The following is an 18,586-nucleotide window of genomic DNA, read 5'->3' on the forward strand; positions in this document are numbered from 1 at the left end:
AGACCGTTTACGAAAAAGATGGGTTCATTTGTAGCCAGCCCCTTTTCTTTGCCAGTTCTAATAAAAACAGCGCTTGAAACTGCATTTGGTGACTTTTACAGCCTAGATGAATCGATCAAGTGTAGCCGATAAATTAGCTTGCTTCACAGCGCACCCAGTTAACAATTCCTTAAAACAAAACCACATGAAGAAACAGCCGCTCACTAAAGGAAGGCCATCTGATTAAAGTACCATTAAACAGAAGCCTGCCCGATGGAGCTAACAGCCTAATTTTATAGATTTGGCTTGCTACCCATCGATTAAACAACACGTACAAATCAATCAGTTAATTGCCGGGCTGTTGGTCCGCACAACGGTCCGACCACCGATAACCAGTATGAGAAAATTAAACTGCCCGCACTTTACATTAGGAGAATCACTAACGCCCGATCAACGTGATTTTTTTAACAGGCATGGCGTCATTATTTTCCGCAATTTCATAAACCCCGAGACGGTTCAATTATTCATCAGGGAAGTTGACCGCATTGAAAAGCAATGGCTAGCCGAAGATCGCGATAAGGTGAATGGCGTACCGCTGAAATTTGGTCAGGACGAAGCGGGCAACACCATTATCCAGCGTATGTGCTTCCTGTCGCAATACAGCAATGCCCTCCACGAGTTTCTGCAGGACCCCCGCCTTCAGACCGTGGTTGAACTCCTACATCCGTACGAAGGCCGCATCGGCGAGGTTGAGAAAGATGGCCTGATTCTGAATCACTACGTCCGGACACCCAACAGTAAGTTTTCGCAAATGGGCTGGCATACGGATAGCCCGCGCGACATTTTCCTGGGTCAGCGCATCATGCCCATGCTGAACGTTGGCATTCACCTGAATTCAACCCCGTTTGAAAGCGGTGGCCTGCGGGTGATTCCCGGTACGCACAGGCAGGGTATATTCCGGATGCTGTTCCGCAAACGGTACTTTGTCGACAACAACCCCGACAAAGACGAAGTTGGTTTTGATATCAATGCCGGCGATCTGACCGTTCATGACGGGCGTTTATGGCACCGGGCGCAGCAGTCGCCCTATTTCGGCGAAGCCAGCCGCCGTCGGGTCATGTACGTGCCGGTCGTGACGGGTAAGTACATGCCCAAAGACGAGAACAGTAAAACACCGTTCTACCACCGCTTTATCTCTAAAGTTAATATTTAACGAGTTTTCGGTTTACTGTTTCTGGGGGAAACACAGCCCGGAAACAGTAAACCGAAAACCATCTTTCCATGCCCTACGCGCTTGTTACGGGAGCCAGCAAAGGTATCGGCCTGGCCATTGCCGAAGAACTGGCCCGCCGGAAATACAATGTCCTGCTTGTGGCCCGGTCTGCGTCGCTGCTACAGCAACTCGCGCAACGGCTGACGGCTACCTACGGAGTACAGGCCGATTTTCTTCCCGTTGATCTGGCTACGACCGACGCTGCCCGGCAGATTTTCGACTGGTGCCGCGAGCGATCCTATTCGGTTCAGCTACTGGTTAACAACGCGGGCTACGGCCTGAGTGGTCCGTTCGACAACTACACGGCGGCCGAGCATACGGATATGATGACCGTCAACATGACGGCGCTGGTGCAGTTATGCCGGTTGTTTCTCCCCCAGCTTAAAGAGCAGCCCCGCGCCTACATCCTGAATATCGGCAGTTCGGCGGCTTATCAGGCAGTGCCGCTGCTGAGTGTTTACGCGGCCTCCAAAGCCTTTGTGGTTAGTTTTAGCCGGGGCCTGCGGCAGGAACTGCGCCGGACGTCGGTGTCGGTTACGTGTATTTCGCCCGGCGCAACCGACACCGAATTCGTAAACCGGGCGCAGATTGGCGAAAAAGGCCGGAAAGCGGCCCAACAGGTAAACATGACCCCAGCCGACGTAGCCCGAATGGCCATCGATGCCGCCCTGTCCGGCAAAGGGGAGGTCATAACCGGATTTATCAATAAGCTGGGAGCGTTTGCCGCCTGGCTTTTGCCCAAAGGGTTCGTCGAACGAACCGCCGGAAGCATCTACGAATAACTTGCGGCACTTTATTTGCACGAATGCCGTTGTACTCCAAGCAGAGTACTTATCTCATACGCATGTTATTTTCTGAATTACCACTGATTTCACCCATTCTGACAGCCCTCTCCGAAGAAGGTTATACGAATCCAACCCCCATACAGGAGCAAGCCATACCGCCCCTGCTAAGCCGCCGGGACCTGCTCGGCTGCGCTCAGACGGGCACCGGTAAAACCGCTGCCTTTGCCATTCCTATCCTTCAGTTGCTGCACGAAGACCGGAAGCAGCAACAAGGGCCACGACGCATCCGGGCGCTGATTCTGACACCCACCCGCGAATTAGCCATCCAGATCAACGAGAGTTTTGCGGCCTATGGCCGCCACCTCGACGTTCGGCATACGGTGATTTTCGGGGGCGTTTCGCAGCACGCGCAGGTCAACACCCTTAAGTCAGGGGTTGATATACTGATTGCCACCCCCGGTCGCCTGCTCGACCTCATGAGCCAGGGATTCGTTTCCCTGCGGAACATCGATCTGTTTGTGCTGGACGAGGCCGACCGGATGCTCGACATGGGCTTTATTCATGACGTCAAAAAAGTAATTGTCCGTCTCCCCGAACGTCGGCAGTCGCTGTTTTTCTCGGCAACGATGCCACCCGACGTAGCCAAACTGGCCGATACGATCCTGAACAAACCCGTAAAGGTTGAAGTAACGCCGGTTTCGTCCACGGCTGATACCATTCAGCAGTCGGTATATTTTGTTGACAAAAACGACAAGCGGAAGCTGTTGGTACACGTACTGAACGACAACCGCATTGCATCGGCGCTGGTCTTTGCCCGCACGAAACACGGCGCCGACAAGGTTGCCAAAGATCTGGTGAAAGCCGGCATCAAGGCAGAAGCCATTCACGGCAACAAGTCGCAGAACGCCCGGCAGCGCGCCCTCAGCAATTTCAAATCGCGACAAACCCGCGTACTGGTAGCGACGGATATTGCCGCCCGGGGTATTGACGTCGAAGAATTATCGCACGTTATCAACTATGAACTGCCGAACGTACCTGAAACCTACGTTCACCGCATCGGCCGGACCGGCCGCGCCGGAAACAACGGCGTCGCCCTGTCGTTCTGCGACGAAGAAGAAACCGCTTACCTGAAAGACATCAACAAGCTGATCGGCAAGCAGGTACCGGTTGTCAATGATCATCCGTATCCACTGGATGTAGCCGCAGCTACGGTAACGCCCGCTGCCCCGAAACCCGCGCCACGTCCGAATTCTGGTCGGGCACCCGGCGCGTCAACTGGTTCAAACAGCCGGAACAGCTCCAGCCGAAACAGGTTCCGCCGGTCCTGACAGGCTGAAACCCGTAAATGAACTTAAAGACTCCACGCCGTTTGCCGGACAAAGCAACGTGGAGTCACTTCGTTGACACCCACCGGTAAATAGCCCGGTGCCAGGTGCGGAGAAAAACGCGGATTAATACGTAAGCTGGGTTGCAACGCCTGGTCTGAGCCACTGAAACCGCTTGGTTAGTCCTGCCTGGGCCAGCGCCTTCTTAACCTCGGCCGGAGACTCTGAGAAATGGGTCCACCCTTCGACATGCACCGGCATTAGAATCGCCTTATCAAACGTTCGGGCGGCTTCTATTGCTCCCTGGGCGTTCATAGTCAGGTCGATTGGTCCAATCATATCAATTCGGGCGGCACCCAGGTTCAATAAGGCTGCTCCAACCTGAAATTGCCGGGCGATCTGGGATAGTTCCTCGTACCATACCGTATCCCCCGAAACGTAAAAAGCGCGACTGTCGGGGTGGTCCTGGCTCAGCACGAAACCCGTCACATGACCACTGTAGGCCTCGGCCCCATGTGGGCCATGACGTGCCGGTGTTGCGGTGATGGTTAGCTGCTGGCCGGTTGCGGTCCGAAGCGAGGCCGTTTCCCAACTGGCCAGACCAACTGCATTGGCTCCTAAGTTCATCGCGCTTTCGGGTGTGGTAAACACCCGGCCAACGGTCGACAGCAAGGCTCGTCCCGTTTCGTCCAAATTGTCGCTGTGCTGTTCGTGGCTGAGTAATACCGCATCAATACGGCCCAATGATTCAATTGTTCGGGCTGGATCGGTCGTTTTAGAGAGTGTCACAGGCCCCAGGTGATAATCATTACCCGCAGGATCAAAGGTCGGATCGGTCAAAAGCCGAAGTCCATCAATCTCAATCAGAACGGTCGGTCCTCCAATCAGCGTAAGTTGTACATGGTTCATTCGTCTGTAGCACCGGCCGTGGGAGTTGGTTACTGGCCGGGCGATGAACAAAGGTAGCCCACGCCCGGAAACCAAATCCGATCGACACCTGTTGGTAACCAGGATACGTTCTGGTAACCGGATGACCTACAACGACTTTGAGAACTGCGCGGTGAATATCACCATTGGTATGCTCGCTGGTAAGTGGAAGCCCGTTATTTTACAGCACCTTGCCGCCGGCGAACTGCGTTTTATCCAGCTGTGGCGCCTACTGCCCCGAGTTTCCAAGAAAGTGCTTCTGGAACAGCTTCGCCAACTGGAAAACGATGGACTGGTACAACGGCATGAGCACATCAAATTCCCTCCTGAAGTTGGTTACGCCCTGACGGTCAAAGGCGAATCTCTGATCCCCGTTCTACGGCAGATTGACCAATGGGCCAGGGTAAACCTGGGCGATGTCAAAGTTATGCCTTAAAAGGCCGTCGGTTGTCAACCGGTTGAGCCGACTCTCGATCCTGCCAGCAATGATCGGGTTCATTGAGCCTCGGCAGTTCAGAAAGTGCGCACATTGGTTTACTTTCCTGCACCATCCGGTACAACCTCAACCGACCACATCGTAAATCACGACCGGGAGGGCTTTGTTTTTGAGCGCTACTTCCCCGATCAGGTTGCAGTTGAACGACTCTTTGACGATCTCCTGAGCGGATTCGGTGATGACGATCTGCCCCGGCTTGGCAACGGTCTGGAGCCGCTGCGCCATATTGACCGTATCGCCGATGACCGTGTAATCCAGTCGACGCAGGGTAGCCGAGCCGATATTCCCCGACACCATCTCGCCGGTGTTGATGCCAATTGCTACCTGCGGCCGATAGTCGGGTTTGCTGGGTAGACTCCCTTCAATGGCGGCTACCTGATTCCGAACGGCGAGAGCGGCTTCAATGGCGCGGTCGAGGTGGTATTCGCCCTGGAACACAGCCATCACCGCGTCGCCGATGAACTTATCGACGTAGCCGCCCTGCGCGATGATTTCCTTCACCATCACATCGAAGTAATTGTTGAGCAGCGCCACGACCGTATCGGCCGGTTCGCGCTCGGAAATGGACGTAAACCCACAGATATCGAAGAAAGCAACCGTAGCCTCGATGGTTTCGCTGGCGGTCAGCGACTGTTCAAACTCCACCCGGCTCATGAACGTCAGCACGCTTTCGTCGACGTACATCCGCAGAATGTTGTTCTCCTTGATCGCCTGAAGCGTCTGGCGGAGTTGCGCGACGTGCTGAATGGTTTTCTGCATGGTCACCTCCAGATCGTCGAAATTGACCGGCTTGGTCACGAAGTCAAAGGCACCCCGGTTCATGGCCATCCGGATGTTATCCATGTCGCCGTAGGCCGACACGATTACGGCCTTCAGCACGGGGTTGGTTTCGTTGAGCTTCACCAGCAGGGTAAGGCCATCCATACCCGGCATGTTTATATCACTGAGTACTACGTCGGTATCGGGGTGTTGCTGAAGTAGCCGTAAGGCCTCGGCACCGTCGTGGGCGAAAATGAATTCGTACTGTTTTTCGCGGATCTGACGTCTGAACTTCTGTTTGATGAGCAGTTCGAGGTCAGTTTCATCATCGACCACCAGAATTTTTGCCTTCATACCACGCTTTTAAGTTTTTCTTTGAGCGCCTGAAAGTCGAGCGGTTTGGATAACAAATCATTGGCTCCGAGCGAAATCGCCTGCTGCCGGGACTGATCATCGCCGTAGGCCGTTACCATCAGTACGGTAGGCGGAGGAGTTGGGTAGTTCGTCCGGATGTGCCGCAGGAGCTCAAAGCCGCTCATTCCCGGCATGTTGATATCGGACAAGATCAAAACGATTTCTGAGTGATGGGCCGTTAAATAATCAACGGCCTGTTCGCCGGAGTAGCAGAAAGCCAGTTGCATTTCGCCGGATCGTACTTCCCGACGGAACCGCTGCTCAAATAACGTCTGTACGTCCGTTTCGTCGTCAACTACCAGTATTTTCATAAAGTGCTGCTATAAGGGTAAAAATACGAAGGCTTTCTGGTCTTGCTGGTGCAATTCTACGGGAAAGTCCACTTAAACCGGTATGCGAATAATAAATTCCGTTCCTTTTCCCTCCTCAGTTTCGACCTCCATCGTTCCGCCGTGCCCTTTGGTGATGATGTCAAAGGCCAGCGACAGGCCCAGGCCGGTCCCTTCGCCGGTGGGCTTGGTCGTGAAAAACGGCTGAAATATTTTTGACCTCACCGAATCAGGAATACCCACTCCGTTGTCGCGCACGCGAATCTCTACGTCCTCATCGCACCGGTTTGTACTCACCGTTACGGTTGGCTGATACTGGGCATCCGGGTTGCGTTTTTGTTTCTGCTGAACGGCGTAGAAGGCGTTGGTGAACAGATTCAGCAACACCCGGCCCATGTCCTGCGGCAGTACGTCGACCTTTCCTACGTTTTCGTTGAGATCAGCAACGAGGCTGGCGTTGAAGTTTTTATCCTTGGCCCGCAGCCCGTGGTAGGCCAGCCGCAGGTACTCGTCGGCGAGGCTGTTGAGATCGGTGGGCTCTTTTCGCCCTGATCCGGCCCGGGAGTGCTGCAGCATGCCTTTCACGATGCTGTCGGCCCGCTTGCCGTGGTGAGCAATTTTCTGCTGATTCTGCACCAGATCGCTGATGATTCCCCCCACGTAGTCGCGGTCCGAGTCGGATAAGTCGACTTTGGCCAGCTCGTCGTTGAGTTCCTGGCACAACTCGACCGATACTTCGGCGAAGTTGTTAACGAAGTTGAGCGGATTCTGAATCTCGTGGGCGATACCGGCGGTGAGCTCCCCCAGCGACGCCATCTTCTCCTGTTGGATCAACTGGGCCTGCGTGGCCCGGAGTTCGGTCAGGGTTTCTTCCAGTTCCTCTTTCTGACGTACCAGTTCGGCGGTACGTTCGGCGACCATACTTTCGAGCTGGGTATTCTGCGCGGCAATGAGTCGGTTCCGTTCTTCTTCTTCCAGGCGTTTCTGCCGTTCTTTTTCGAGGGCTTTCTGCTGGCGCTGGGTACTGACCCAGGCCGCAATGACCCAGCCGAACGCCAGCAGTTGCGCCATGTCGAAGTAGTTGTTGTATTTCTTGTCAAAGGCGGGCGCAACCAGCTCAATGAAATCAACGACGATGTTGACCAGCACCAGGGGGAATACGGCGGAAACGATGTTTCGGGTGGGGCGGAACTCGGGCCGAGGATAGACAAACCACAGCAAGCCAAGCAGAAACACATGCCAGGCCCACTGAAAAACGTGGTCTTCGTCAATTATGACGTCAACTACCAGGAGGGCAAGGGCTGCGTACTGGGCCCGGAGCAGCGTACGGTCCCAGAAGGGCGCCAATCCGGTATTCTGGGCAAATTTGCGCAGATGCCGAATCAGAAGAAACGCAATCAGAAAAGAATCTATTGACATGCTGTTACCGCTAAGCCAGGTAAGGTAGGTTAATGGTGGCGTACTTGCTTAGCTGGCAGACAAATTAATTTTTTATCGGTAGTCGTACAATCATTTCGGTGAATTGGTTGGCTTCCGTTTGCACGGCCATCTCGCCGTTATGCCCTTTTGTGATGATGTCGTAGCTCAGCGAGAGCCCCAGCCCTGTTCCTTCGCCCGTTGGCTTCGTGGTAAAAAACGGCTGGTAGATTTTATGTACGATCTCCGGCGGAATACCCGTCCCGTTGTCTTTTATCCGCAGTTCAACCTTGTCGTTTTTGAGGCAGGTACTGACCTGAACCAAAGGCTGATAGCCAATGCCCTGCTGGTTACGTTTCTGTTGTGTGGCATAAAAGGCGTTGTTAAACAGGTTGAGCAACACCCGGCCTATGTCCTGAGGTACCCCCTCCACCTTGTCCAGCTTCTCATCGAAATCAGTAACTAATTCGGCGTTGAACGACTTATCCTTGGCCCGCAGCCCGTGGTAGGCCAGCCGGAAATACTCGTCTGCCAGGGCGTTCAGGTCGATTGGCTGCTTCTCTCCGGTCGACAGCCTGCTGTGTTCAAGCATAGCTTTAACGATAGAGTCGGCCCGCTTACCGTGGTAGGTAATCTTTTGCATGTTCATGGTCAGATCACTCAGTACCTCAACGAGGTAGTCGTCCGCCGTACCGTTCAGTTTCTGCTCCAGATCTTCCTTTAGTTCGTCGATCAGCTCAACACTTACTTCCGAAAAGTTATTGACAAAGTTGAGTGGGTTCTGGATCTCATGGGCAATGCCGGCCGTTAGCTCCCCCAGCGACGCCATTTTTTCGGCCTGAATCAACTGAGTCTGGGTCTTCTGTAAATTATCCAGCGACTGCTGAAGCTCAGCCGTACGTTCAGACAGTAACTGGTTTTTTTCAGCGACCAGCCTGAGGCTACGCTGATTTATGTTGTAAAAAACCAGGGCAATCATTAATTGAATAAGTATCAAGCCGACGATTACATTCAGGCTAAACAGAAGCTGGTAATCGGGCAAAATAAAATTGGTTAGCACGACCTGCCGGCTCTCCAGCCACCACAGTATCATCAATGCGGTCAGGGAGGCTACGGTAAAAATAATTCCGCCCCGGCGTCCGAGCAGAAAGGTTCCAACGATTGGATACGCAACCAGCCAGGCCATAATGGGTGAGTAGTAAGCCCCCGTTGCCAGGCAATTAAAAAAAACGGCGCCGAAGGAAGAAGCAATGAAAGCATAGCCGACCATCCGGTAGCTGAGCAGCTTCCACTTGAAAAAAAACGGCAGCACCAGCACAATGACGAAATCGATCAGCATCGAATATACGCCCGGCCAATAGTTCATCGACCAACTGATCAGTACGTAGTTAAGGGAGAACAAACTCGTCAGCAACGATGTGTTGACGACGATGCGAGCCTGGCGGTACTCGTCGTTGCTGCCGGTGAAGCTAGGAGGAAAAAAGTAGTTTGTAACGTTATGTAGCATAGTAGATAGCTTGGACAAATCCACCAACAGCGCCCTTTTCTAAACCCGTACTGGTTTTGATGCCCGACGGAACCCCGTCAGTTTATGAAACAAATACACGACTTCGTGCAGCAGCCCAAACAGCCAGGGCACTTCGTTAGTCCAGGGCAGCCCCCGTTCGTACCGACGCCGGTCGAGCCAGCGCAGCACAGCCAGAATATTCGGCTCATGAAGCGGCCAGACTTTGCATAATTCTACGTTCGCACCGGTGGCCGTAATGACTCCGTTCACAGCCCGGCGGGCCGCTTCGTTAGCGCCTTCCATCGTAGCCAGATCGGTATGCGTCCGGACGTAGTCGGCGGCCAGAAAGAGATTTTTGATGTTCGAGTAGGCTTCCGGGCGTTTGCTCCACGAGTTGGGTGTATTGACCAGCAGCGGTTCGGCATTTCGGGTTTTGAAATCATGGGGAGCAATTTCTGTATCCCTGATATCGCAGTCGAGATGGGTTGTGATAATCATGGAGCGGTCCAGCACCTTCTGGCCGTCGACGTTCAGGCTTTTCTCCATCTGATTCCATACCTCGTCGATAATTTCCTCCATAGAGCAGTCGCAGGCAGATTTACCGTTCAGTCCTTTGGAGAACCAGTCCGACACATCGACCGACAGAATACCTTTTACCTCCCCATTACCGTACTGACGGATGTCAAAATTTTTCCAGAACTGAAGCTGTGAGATGGCGGTCACGGCCCAGGGCGAATCGATGAAGATCACGTGACCTTTCGTCAGTTGCACATCTTCCCGCAGGTAATACTGAATGCCGCTCATCCAGTTTAGGCTCTTGGCCCGTTTGGCGGCCAGATCGTCGATGAAATCAAACGCCGTATCCACCGCGATCATGTTGTCATTTACCAGCTTGGCCATACGCTCCAACGGAACGGCCGCAATGTAATAATCGGCTTTGATGAGCTTTTCCTCCCCGGTCTGGGTGTTCTTTACCATCACACCCTTGATAGACCGGGTTTCGCGGTCGCAATGAAAGGCTGTCGCTTCGTGGTGGTGGTAGTAGGCAACGCCTTTCTGCTTCAGGTAGTTGAGCCAGGGAAAGAGCCAGGCTTCGTTGGTAGGACCGTTCAGCACCCGGTCGGCATGGCCAGTCGGATTGAGCATCAGAAACAGGAGTTGCAGCAGCATGTCCCCGCCGGTTTTGGTGCTCATCAGTTTCGGCTGAGCCGCCACGAGCGTATGCGTCAGGCCACCCACAAAATACTCTTCATACGGGCTGGGCTGGCGACCGTCAGTTTCCTGATCGGCCTCCATAAACTGCCACCAACTGATTCGCTCGTATTCCTGCTGTCGACGGTCGTAACTGCTCGACATCACCTGCCACAGCTTATCGGCAAACAGTTTCTTATCAGCCTCGGTAACACCCGTGTTGGCGTGCGTAACGGCGTTGATTAGTACCTTCAGATCGGCCCGGTTCTTTGGAAAGTTAACGGTGCTGACGATGGGCGGCTTACCAAACCGAGCCAGCATAACCCGCTCCGACTGCACCAGATTATCGAAAACCCCGTTGACATTACCCGGAAATGGAATGCGTTTCATGGTATCGGTAATGTGCTTATAGAACCCAGGAAAGAACCGGAATCCGTGTTCGCCCGGCAACGGTTTCCGGCCCCCTTTAGCGGTGTGCTCGGCGTCGACGCTTCGGGCTTTCCCCCCGACATATACCGGCTGTTTTTCATACACAGCCACTTCGAAGCCGCGCTCAATTAACTCATGGGCAGCGCTCATACCGGCTACTCCACCGCCGATTACGGCTACTTTTATGTTCATGGATGAGGGTTAATTGAAATAACGAGTGTGAGTAAAACGTCTTTATAGATAGCGGTCTGCCATTCGCGGACAGACGAATTAAGCTTGTATTGGTAGCCGCACAATCATCTCGGTGAATTGGTTGGCTTCGGTCTGTACGGCCATCTCGCCGTTATGCCCTTTTGTGATGATGTCGTAGCTCAGCGAGAGCCCAAGCCCTGTTCCTTCGCCCGTTGGCTTGGTTGTGAAAAACGGCTGGTAGATTTTAGTCAGAATCGATTCCGGAATACCCGTGCCGTTATCCTTGACGCGCAGTTCGACGTTCCCGTTCGCTGCGTGCGTACTTACCCAAACCTGGGGCTGATACCCAGCAATCGACTGCTTAGCTTTTTCCTGCGTTGCGTAGAAAGCGTTGGTTAACAGATTCAGCAGTACCCGGCCAAGGTCCTGCGGCACGGCCTGGATTTTGCCCAGCGACGGATCAAAGCTGGTGACAAGCGTAGCGTTGTACAGCTTATCCTTGGCCCGCAGCCCGTGGTAGGCCAGCCGCAGGTATTCATCGGCTAAGGCGTTCAGATCGGTCGGTTCCTTCTGGCCGGTACTGACCCGACTGTGCTCCAGCATGCTTTTGACGATTCCGTCGGCCCGTTTACCATGGTGCACAATTTTCTGCAGATTCTGCCTGATGTCGCCCAGCAGTTCCTGCTCCAGTTGCGCGTCGCGCTCGGGATTCTGCTGCTCTTGTTCCAGCTCCTCAATCAGCTCAGCCCCCAGCTCGGCAAAATTATTGACAAAGTTGAGCGGGTTCTGGATCTCATGGGCAATGCCGGCGGTGAGTTCGCCCAGCGACGCCATCTTCTCGCGCTGAATCAACTGGGTCTGCGTGGTTCTGAGTTCAGTCAGCGTTCGCTGAATTTCCTCTTTTTGCTGCTCAAGCAGCCTATTGGCTTTTTGTTTGCTCCGGTAGGCGTTGTAGGCAACACCCGCCAGCAGCAGCGTCAGCACGAGGCCGCCCCCCAGCCCCACCTGCCTGGTATTGGCAATAGCCGCTTCTTTCAATCGCTCGGTCCGCTCCAGTTGCTGCTTCTTGTCAAACTCATAGTTGAGGGTCAATTCGGTCGTTTTCCGGATGTTTTCCTTATTCCGGATCGAGTCGCCAATTGCCGAGGCTTTACGGTCCGCCAGCAGGGCCTGCCTGTAATTACCTGACTTTTCGTAGCAGTCGGACAGCGACTGATAGGAAGCCTCAATCTGTTCATCGTAAATATCGGAGTCAGACAATACCTGAAACCCCTTTTCAAAATACGGGATGGCGGCCTTACAGTCGCCCCGCATTTTCAGCAGCGTACCCATAACTGAGTGTACCTGGTAGGTTATCAACGGCTGACGGGCCAGGCCGGCAACGGCAATCGCCTGTTCAGCCAGCGCCTGGGCTTTGGCAAACCGTTCGGCCCGAGCGACTGACGTCCGAAGCGCCATCGAATGGGCGGCTTTCGACATGCTGGCAGCCTCGATACCCTGATCGCCCTGTTGTTTGCCAAGTTCGGCCGATTTGATCGCATAGCGATAGGCCAGATCATACTCCTGTTTTGTGTCGAACAGCGTCGCCAGATTGGAATACGCGTATAACTCAACGTTTTTAATTCCAGCCGTCTGAGCAGCTTTTACCGCTCTGAAAAACGATTGCTGAGCCCTGCCATAGTCTCTGAGTGCTTTATAGGTTATCCCCATATTCGTCAGCACATAAGCCAGGCTACTTGCGTTATTCGTCTGCTCAGCGATGGCCATCGCTTTCTGCTGGTACGTCAGCGCACGCGAATAATTCGACTGCATCTGATAGGCGATGGCAATATTCTGATAATAGCTGCTCAATGACGCATGGTTAATTGCCTGGCCGATCTGAATAGCTTTGTCGAGGAAGAAAATAGAACTATCGTATTTACTCCGCATGCCATACATCATACCGTATCCGGAGTATACATCGCTCAGAAGTGCCTGTTCATCCAATGACAACAGGAGTTGTTCGGCTTTGAGCAGGTTTTCCTTCGCTGCGGTAAAATCGCCCTTCATGCTATAATTGTTGGCCAGTCGGGTAAGCGCTTTGATCTGCCCCTGGGCGTACTCAAGCTGTTTTGCATCCGCGATAACTGTCTTACCCAGTTTTATGGCAGCATCAATATCGTTCCCGCTCAGGATATACACCTTGCGGTTCAGCAGATTGATGCGCCCCGTATCGGTCGTCGCCCTCTTAATCAGGCGGTCGAGACTATCCAGTTTTGCCGTTTGCGCCCACGTGAAGCCGCCACCAAGCGACAGGAAAAGTACCGTAGCAATGAGTTTCATGGTCGAAAAGATTGAAGCCAGTCATGAACGTTTAGAAAACAAACTTACTCGTACCAGCATCAGACGAGGCTTCTGGTACTTATCACTGATGATCAACGGATTGACAAGATACAACCCGATAAGCTATAAATAGAAGATCGAGTATCTATAATAGCAAGAAAGATGTGGATGGCTGGACGAACGTTTCTTTTTTTGCTTACTTGGTAACTCGTTAGCCCATTTACCCTGCCTATGGATATCCAGCGTGCCGAAACTTTCCTGATGGATCAACTACGGACTGGCTTGTTGCCTACGCTGTACTACCACGGCCTGCACCATACCCTCGACGTAGCAGGGGCCGCCCTTGACATTGCTCAGCGGGAAGGAATCACGGATGCGGAATCGCTCACTTTGTTAAAAACGGCGGCCCTTTACCACGACAGTGGGTTCATGACTACGTACCAGGGCCACGAAGAAGCGGGATGCCGACTAGCCCTCGAAACGCTGCCGGACTTTGGTTACTCCGACCAGCAGATTGTAACAATTTGTGACCTGATCCGGGCCACAAAGGTACCCCAGCAACCGCGAACGCACCTGGAACGAATCCTGTGCGATGCCGATCTGGACTACCTGGGGCGCGACGATTTTGAACCGATTGCTCATACCCTGTATGAAGAGCTGAAAACCCGCAACGCCGTAGCCGACGAAGCGGCCTGGAACCAGATGCAGGTCCGTTTTCTGACGAATCACACGTACTGGACGCCCACCAGCATCGCCCGGCGCGAACCGGGTAAACAGGCAAATCTGGCCCGACTGCGGGCTCTGACTGATTAGCCGACCGGTCGGGTTACGGTCTGATTCAGTACCCGGATCCGCTGACAAAGGGTGCGAACGATGCTGCGCAGTACTTCGCCCCGCTCTTCCATCAGGTCGTAGAAGTCCTCCTGGTCGATGCGCAGCAGCCGCACGTCGGTCAGGGCTTCGGCAGTGGCCGATCGGGCTTCAGCGTCCAGCAGGGCCAGTTCGCCGAAAAAATCCCCGCGTTTGAAACGGGCCAACTGCTTACCGCTGTCGTAGATACCGATTTCACCCGCGTAAATAACAAACATCGACGACCCCAGATCACCCTTATTGAATACGGTCTGTCCCTCCGCATACGTCACCTCATTCATGATCGGGGCGATGCTGCTCAGAACATTCTCGGGCGTCTGGGCAAAGAGACTGGTTCCTTTCAGCACCATAATCAACTCAATTTCAGGAATACGGCTGTTGGCCGCGGACGAATGGCTCATAAATCGCGACGACAAGTCGGGGAATCGTTTCAGTAAATCGCTGAAGTTGCGGGGCTGCTGCGTTTGCAAATGCTGCATAGCCGCCACCACGCTATCCCGCAGCAACGGAATAGCATCCAGGTAATGCAGAATGGTTGACGCCGGGCTGACGCCGGGCGTCCATCGGCGCAGGGCGACACTCACCGTCCAGTCGGAAAATAAAGTCTGGCCCTGCTCAATTATAAACGGCAGAATGGCTTTCTCCTCATGAAGCGGCCCGAGAGCCGCGTCGATCAACCGGATACGTTCGGCGCGGGGCTGGTCGTCGATGAGCGCCTGCATGGTCTGGTACACCGGTCGCGGCACCAGGTTGTCGAGCCGTTCGAGGGCGTTGGCCCGCCGTTCGCGCGACGGGTGCGCCACCCCAATCCGAACACTGTCGAGTACATTCCGGTCGTGCCGTTGCTCCAGGGCGTAGAACAGCCGTTGCAGCAGCAGCGTCAGCTCGTAATCGAGCGTATCGGTCAGTTCCGCATCCTCGCCGTAACTGCCATGCAGCAACCGGTGGGCCAGGGCAACCTCCTGGTCAACAAGCCGTTCGAACAGCTCGTCGTCGGCGGGATGTCGACCGAATCGGCTTAACGCCCGAAGAGCCGTTGCTCGTACGGCCAGCGAAGGCTGGCTGGCCAGCTTGATCAAGAGCTGCCGACTGTGGTTGGTCCGGATTCCTTCGCAGATACCCGCAATCCGGGCCGCCACGAGTCGGTCAGGCGACCCCTCAACCGTTCGGGTAAGCAGCGGCAGCACATCGGCTCCCATGGCTTTCAGGCTGTTGGCTGCCGTTCGGCCATACGTACCATCGCTCAGCCGATCGACGAGTCGCTGCGTAAGCTCGGGATCGCGCAGTACCCCGGCCGTTTGCAGGGCCGCTTTCACTACGCTGGTATCGCTATGCGTCAGGCAGTTCCGGACAAACGGTACGTAGGCCGTGAGCCGCAGGGCCTGCACCACCGATAAGGCCGCTTTCAGGCTCAGCACCGCACTTTCTTTCGTCAGGGCCGTCAGGCTACCGAGGGCATCGGCGTTGGCCGGCTGGATTTCGAGCGTCCCGCGAATGGCCCCCTGCCGGATCGCGATGTCGGAATGATGCAGCAGCGGAGCCAGCATGCTCACTTCCGTATCGGCCCGGCGGCTGATCAGGTACGAAGCCCGTTCGCGCAGGGTTGGTTCGGTATCGTAGAGCGCCTGGTGGTATAGCAGCTGCGTCGGCACGGGCCAGTCGAGCGTAGCGGTTGCGTCGAGGGTCCGGCGACGTACGGCCGCGGTCGGGTGATTCAGCAGCATGGGCGTCTGCTTTCCCAATTGGGGCGGATTATGCCGTTCGAGCCAGCCGATAGCCGCCACCACTTCGTCGGGGTTAGCGCTCTGGAGTGTATCGGCAACCCGATTGAGCGCTTCAGTAGGAATGGCAATCTGGTCGCTCTCCAGAAAACGCCGGGCAATGGCGTCATTCAGTTCCGTTACGTAGTGCCGGTACGTGCGTTGCAACAGCACGAGGGCCGTGATCATCAACGCGATCCACGCCACGGGCATCCAGAATTCCAGAGCCGGCAACGCATGGATGATGTACAGCAGCACCCCGGCCAGACCAATCCCCAGCGGTTCGTACATCCCTTTCGCAAGGGTGTGACCATGCAGCCGCTGCTGGGGCGACAGGGGCTGGAACAGGACCAGAAAAACCGGATCGAACAAGGCCCGGCGCGCCACCTCGAACACCAGATACAACCCACAGAAATAAATCAGCAGCCGCGTGGTATCGGTTTGAACGGCCGCCATGGCCTCCAGTCCCAGCAGCCCCACCAGGGCCGTGAGGGGGAGTACAAGCAGCGACCGACGCACCCCAAACCGGTCGAGGGCATGGCGCGACAGCAGCAGTTTTACGATCATGGCAACGCCGTAGGTCAAGGCCAGCACAATCCCAACGTACCGGATAACATCCTCCTGGGCGTGAAACCGGTGCTTCACGTTGACAAAGAAATTGTATTCAATCTGCGTGGCCACCGTAGCAATGGTCGCCACGCTCAGGCACATCATAAATACCAGTTCACTACCACCGAAAAGCTGCTCGACAAACCGGGGACGCGCCCGCTTAACCACCCGGGCGGGCCGGTGTGGCGCATAAACTTCATGGGACTGGATGGTTAGCCGAAGGGTGTAGAGGGCTGCCCCGAACGCCACAAAAGCAACGACCAGCAGCCGAAGAATGTCGGTATGCGCGTGGACCAGTACCGCCAGGATAGCCCCCATCGCTTTGGCCGGCATATCGCCGGAGCTAATCACGCTGAACAGCCGTTTGCTCTGGCGGGTATCGAACACCACCGCCGAAACGCCCCAGAACTCCAGATTGGTGAGCAGGTAGATAAGTCGGTACCCTACCATAATGGTCACGGCCGCAGCCACCGAATGACCGACAATCACCAGCACGCCGATAACGGCCGTCATAACTACCACGGCGATCAGTGCGCGCCCGGCCAGGCGGCTCAGAAGCAGGTGATGCTCAACGTATTCGTACAGCTTCCCCACCGCCATCATGGCAATGGCCGATGCGATGTAGGCAATCGGAAGACTCGCTTCGGGGTTATTCTCCAGCAGAATAGCATTGGCCGCTACGTACACCAGAATGGTACCGATACCCAGCAGAAAATTGTGCAGAAAAAACAATCCAACCGTCCGCGTTTCTTCCTGCCGCACACCCAACGCCCGCTGAATCCACGACATCTGAGAGGGAGTTTCTATTACGTTGTTTACGCCAGCGTCCATTGGAAAGAATAAGAAAGGCCTTCGGAGCAGCCACTACCGACCGAAGCAGCCGTTTTGTTAGCAATTTACGCACAAAACCACAAGGGCAAGCTACCTCCGCGACTTTTGCAATACCGCGGCCAGCCGGCAGAAACCCGTTTTTCCTTGTTTATCAGCTTTTTGCAGCCGACAGCCCCGGATCAATCACCGCGCTGCTTCTGGCCACGGTGCCCAGTTCGGCGGGTAAGTGAGCCATAATTTCGTTCCGGAGCGCGTTGATCAATTTACGCTTCAGAAAGCTCCGGTGCATGACCAGACTAACCTCCCGAACCGGCTGGGGAGCGACAAACGGGCGAATTTTGGCCCGCCGTGCGTCGTCCATGTCGATCGTAGCCAGGTACGGCAAGAGCGTAAACCCGTCCTGTTTATCGATCAGTTTGATGAGAGTTTCGAGGGAACCGGTTTCATAACGCAGGGCATTGGCTCCGTTTGCCGGGCGGTTAGCCCCGCACAGATTAGCCACCTGATTCCGGAAACAGTGCCCTTCGGTCAGCAACCAGAGCCCCTCCGTATGCAGATCGGCCGGCGCAATGGCCGACTTGGCCGCCAGAGCGTGGGATTCGGCGGTGTAGACCAGAAACGGTTCACGAAACAACGGAATTTCGGTAATCCCGTTTTCGGTGAGGGGTGTCACCACAATACCCACATCGATCAGGCCATTTTTGAGTTTTTCGATTACCTGCTCCGTAACCAGTTCCTGAATCTGCACCGACACGGCCGGATACCGCTCCACAAACTCCCGGATAAAGTAGGGCAGCAGATACGGGGCCAGCGTTGGAATAATACCGATCTTCAGGTCCCCCCGAAAGTTGTCTTTCGACTCATTGACGAGTTCGGGAATGCGCCGGGCCGCCCGCAATACGTCCCGGGCCTGGGCCAGTATGGCCTGACCGGTTTCGGTCGGCACGACGGGTTGCTTTGACCGATCGAAAACCAAAACACCCAGTTCATCTTCCAGCTTCTGAATCTGCATACTGAGCGTTGGCTGCGTAACATGACAATGCTCGGCTGCAGTGGCAAAATGCCGGTGGGTATCGACCGCTACGATGTACTCCAGTTGCGTCAACGTCATAACGTGTATATTATATCAATAAAATCTATGCAAATCTAACTTTTATCAATCAAAACAAATT

General features: G+C 54.7%; 14 protein-coding genes. 5 read left to right on the top strand and 9 right to left on the bottom strand.

What is annotated here, in order from left to right; translation table 11 throughout:
• Positions 1-376: 376 nt before the first annotated feature.
• The 3 genes from DYU11_RS20600 to DYU11_RS20610 all read left to right on the top strand — a co-directional run bounded on the left by DYU11_RS20600 (position 377) and on the right by DYU11_RS20610 (position 3,365).
• Positions 377-1,192: a phytanoyl-CoA dioxygenase family protein gene (locus tag DYU11_RS20600; RefSeq protein ID WP_119669615.1), complete on the top strand. Its 816-nt coding sequence runs from the start codon at positions 377-379 to the stop codon at positions 1,190-1,192.
• Between the two features lie 68 nt (positions 1,193-1,260).
• Positions 1,261-2,034 (top strand): SDR family NAD(P)-dependent oxidoreductase, encoded by a 774-nt coding sequence (locus tag DYU11_RS20605; protein ID WP_119669616.1) that lies wholly within the window; start codon positions 1,261-1,263, stop codon positions 2,032-2,034.
• A gap of 62 nt (positions 2,035-2,096) precedes the next feature.
• Positions 2,097-3,365 (top strand): DEAD/DEAH box helicase, encoded by a 1,269-nt coding sequence (locus DYU11_RS20610; protein WP_119669617.1) that lies wholly within the window; start codon positions 2,097-2,099, stop codon positions 3,363-3,365.
• 123 nt (positions 3,366-3,488) lie between these two features.
• Here the strand turns inward: DYU11_RS20610 and DYU11_RS20615 are convergent, their stop codons facing one another.
• Positions 3,489-4,271, bottom strand: a complete 783-nt coding sequence (locus tag DYU11_RS20615; RefSeq protein ID WP_119669618.1) for an MBL fold metallo-hydrolase — start codon at positions 4,269-4,271, stop codon at positions 3,489-3,491.
• Between the two features lie 121 nt (positions 4,272-4,392).
• On the opposite strand from DYU11_RS20615, the gene DYU11_RS20620 reads away from it, so the two are divergent.
• Positions 4,393-4,725: a winged helix-turn-helix transcriptional regulator gene (locus DYU11_RS20620; protein ID WP_119669619.1), complete on the top strand. Its 333-nt coding sequence runs from the start codon at positions 4,393-4,395 to the stop codon at positions 4,723-4,725.
• A 126-nt stretch (positions 4,726-4,851) separates the two neighbouring features.
• Here DYU11_RS20620 and DYU11_RS20625 read toward each other — a convergent pair whose 3' ends face one another.
• The 6 genes from DYU11_RS20625 to DYU11_RS20650 all read right to left on the bottom strand — a co-directional run bounded on the left by DYU11_RS20625 (position 4,852) and on the right by DYU11_RS20650 (position 13,344).
• Positions 4,852-5,898 (bottom strand): adenylate/guanylate cyclase domain-containing protein, encoded by a 1,047-nt coding sequence (locus tag DYU11_RS20625; RefSeq protein WP_119669620.1) that lies wholly within the window; start codon positions 5,896-5,898, stop codon positions 4,852-4,854.
• Complete coding sequence (locus tag DYU11_RS20630; RefSeq protein WP_119669621.1) at positions 5,895-6,269, bottom strand: response regulator; 375 nt, start codon at positions 6,267-6,269, stop codon at positions 5,895-5,897. Before DYU11_RS20630 ends, DYU11_RS20625 begins: the two co-directional genes overlap by 4 nt.
• A 72-nt stretch (positions 6,270-6,341) precedes the next feature.
• A complete protein-coding gene (locus DYU11_RS20635) occupies positions 6,342-7,706 on the bottom strand; it encodes a sensor histidine kinase (RefSeq protein ID WP_119669622.1) in 1,365 nt (454 codons plus the stop codon).
• Positions 7,707-7,770: 64 nt separating this feature from the next.
• Positions 7,771-9,210: a sensor histidine kinase gene (locus tag DYU11_RS20640; RefSeq protein ID WP_229365962.1), complete on the bottom strand. Its 1,440-nt coding sequence runs from the start codon at positions 9,208-9,210 to the stop codon at positions 7,771-7,773.
• A gap of 39 nt (positions 9,211-9,249) precedes the next feature.
• Entirely contained in the window at positions 9,250-11,022 is a 1,773-nt protein-coding gene (locus DYU11_RS20645) for a hydroxysqualene dehydroxylase (RefSeq protein WP_119669623.1), read from the bottom strand.
• A 78-nt stretch (positions 11,023-11,100) separates the two neighbouring features.
• Positions 11,101-13,344, bottom strand: coding sequence for a tetratricopeptide repeat-containing sensor histidine kinase (locus tag DYU11_RS20650; protein WP_119669624.1), 2,244 nt, complete (start codon positions 13,342-13,344; stop codon positions 11,101-11,103).
• A 231-nt stretch (positions 13,345-13,575) separates the two neighbouring features.
• Between DYU11_RS20650 and DYU11_RS20655 the strand changes: the two genes are divergently transcribed.
• Positions 13,576-14,157, top strand: coding sequence for an HD domain-containing protein (locus tag DYU11_RS20655; RefSeq protein ID WP_119669625.1), 582 nt, complete (start codon positions 13,576-13,578; stop codon positions 14,155-14,157).
• Here DYU11_RS20655 and DYU11_RS20660 read toward each other — a convergent pair.
• Positions 14,154-17,414: a cyclic nucleotide-binding domain-containing protein gene (locus tag DYU11_RS20660; RefSeq protein WP_119669626.1), complete on the bottom strand. Its 3,261-nt coding sequence runs from the start codon at positions 17,412-17,414 to the stop codon at positions 14,154-14,156. The genes DYU11_RS20655 and DYU11_RS20660 overlap by 4 nt on opposite strands.
• Positions 17,415-17,565: 151 nt before the next feature.
• Positions 17,566-18,525, bottom strand: a complete 960-nt coding sequence (locus tag DYU11_RS20665; protein ID WP_119669627.1) for a hydrogen peroxide-inducible genes activator — start codon at positions 18,523-18,525, stop codon at positions 17,566-17,568.
• Positions 18,526-18,586: the final 61 nt, after the last annotated feature.

Source organism: Fibrisoma montanum (assembly GCF_003583365.1).
GTDB classification, from domain to species: domain Bacteria; phylum Bacteroidota; class Bacteroidia; order Cytophagales; family Spirosomataceae; genus Fibrisoma; species Fibrisoma montanum.

Coding starts and splice junctions, on each gene's coding strand:
- DYU11_RS20645 (WP_119669623.1), bottom strand. CDS start 11,022: ATGAACATAAAAGTAGCCGTAATCGGCGGTGGAGTAGCCGGTATGAGC.
- DYU11_RS20620 (WP_119669619.1), top strand. CDS start 4,393: ATGACCTACAACGACTTTGAGAACTGCGCGGTGAATATCACCATTGGT.
- DYU11_RS20625 (WP_119669620.1), bottom strand. CDS start 5,898: ATGAAGGCAAAAATTCTGGTGGTCGATGATGAAACTGACCTCGAACTG.
- DYU11_RS20665 (WP_119669627.1), bottom strand. CDS start 18,525: ATGACGTTGACGCAACTGGAGTACATCGTAGCGGTCGATACCCACCGG.
- DYU11_RS20630 (WP_119669621.1), bottom strand. CDS start 6,269: ATGAAAATACTGGTAGTTGACGACGAAACGGACGTACAGACGTTATTT.
- DYU11_RS20615 (WP_119669618.1), bottom strand. CDS start 4,271: ATGAACCATGTACAACTTACGCTGATTGGAGGACCGACCGTTCTGATT.
- DYU11_RS20635 (WP_119669622.1), bottom strand. CDS start 7,706: ATGTCAATAGATTCTTTTCTGATTGCGTTTCTTCTGATTCGGCATCTG.
- DYU11_RS20640 (WP_229365962.1), bottom strand. CDS start 9,210: ATGCTACATAACGTTACAAACTACTTTTTTCCTCCTAGCTTCACCGGC.
- DYU11_RS20650 (WP_119669624.1), bottom strand. CDS start 13,344: ATGAAACTCATTGCTACGGTACTTTTCCTGTCGCTTGGTGGCGGCTTC.
- DYU11_RS20600 (WP_119669615.1), top strand. CDS start 377: ATGAGAAAATTAAACTGCCCGCACTTTACATTAGGAGAATCACTAACG.
- DYU11_RS20660 (WP_119669626.1), bottom strand. CDS start 17,414: ATGGACGCTGGCGTAAACAACGTAATAGAAACTCCCTCTCAGATGTCG.
- DYU11_RS20610 (WP_119669617.1), top strand. CDS start 2,097: ATGTTATTTTCTGAATTACCACTGATTTCACCCATTCTGACAGCCCTC.
- DYU11_RS20655 (WP_119669625.1), top strand. CDS start 13,576: ATGGATATCCAGCGTGCCGAAACTTTCCTGATGGATCAACTACGGACT.
- DYU11_RS20605 (WP_119669616.1), top strand. CDS start 1,261: ATGCCCTACGCGCTTGTTACGGGAGCCAGCAAAGGTATCGGCCTGGCC.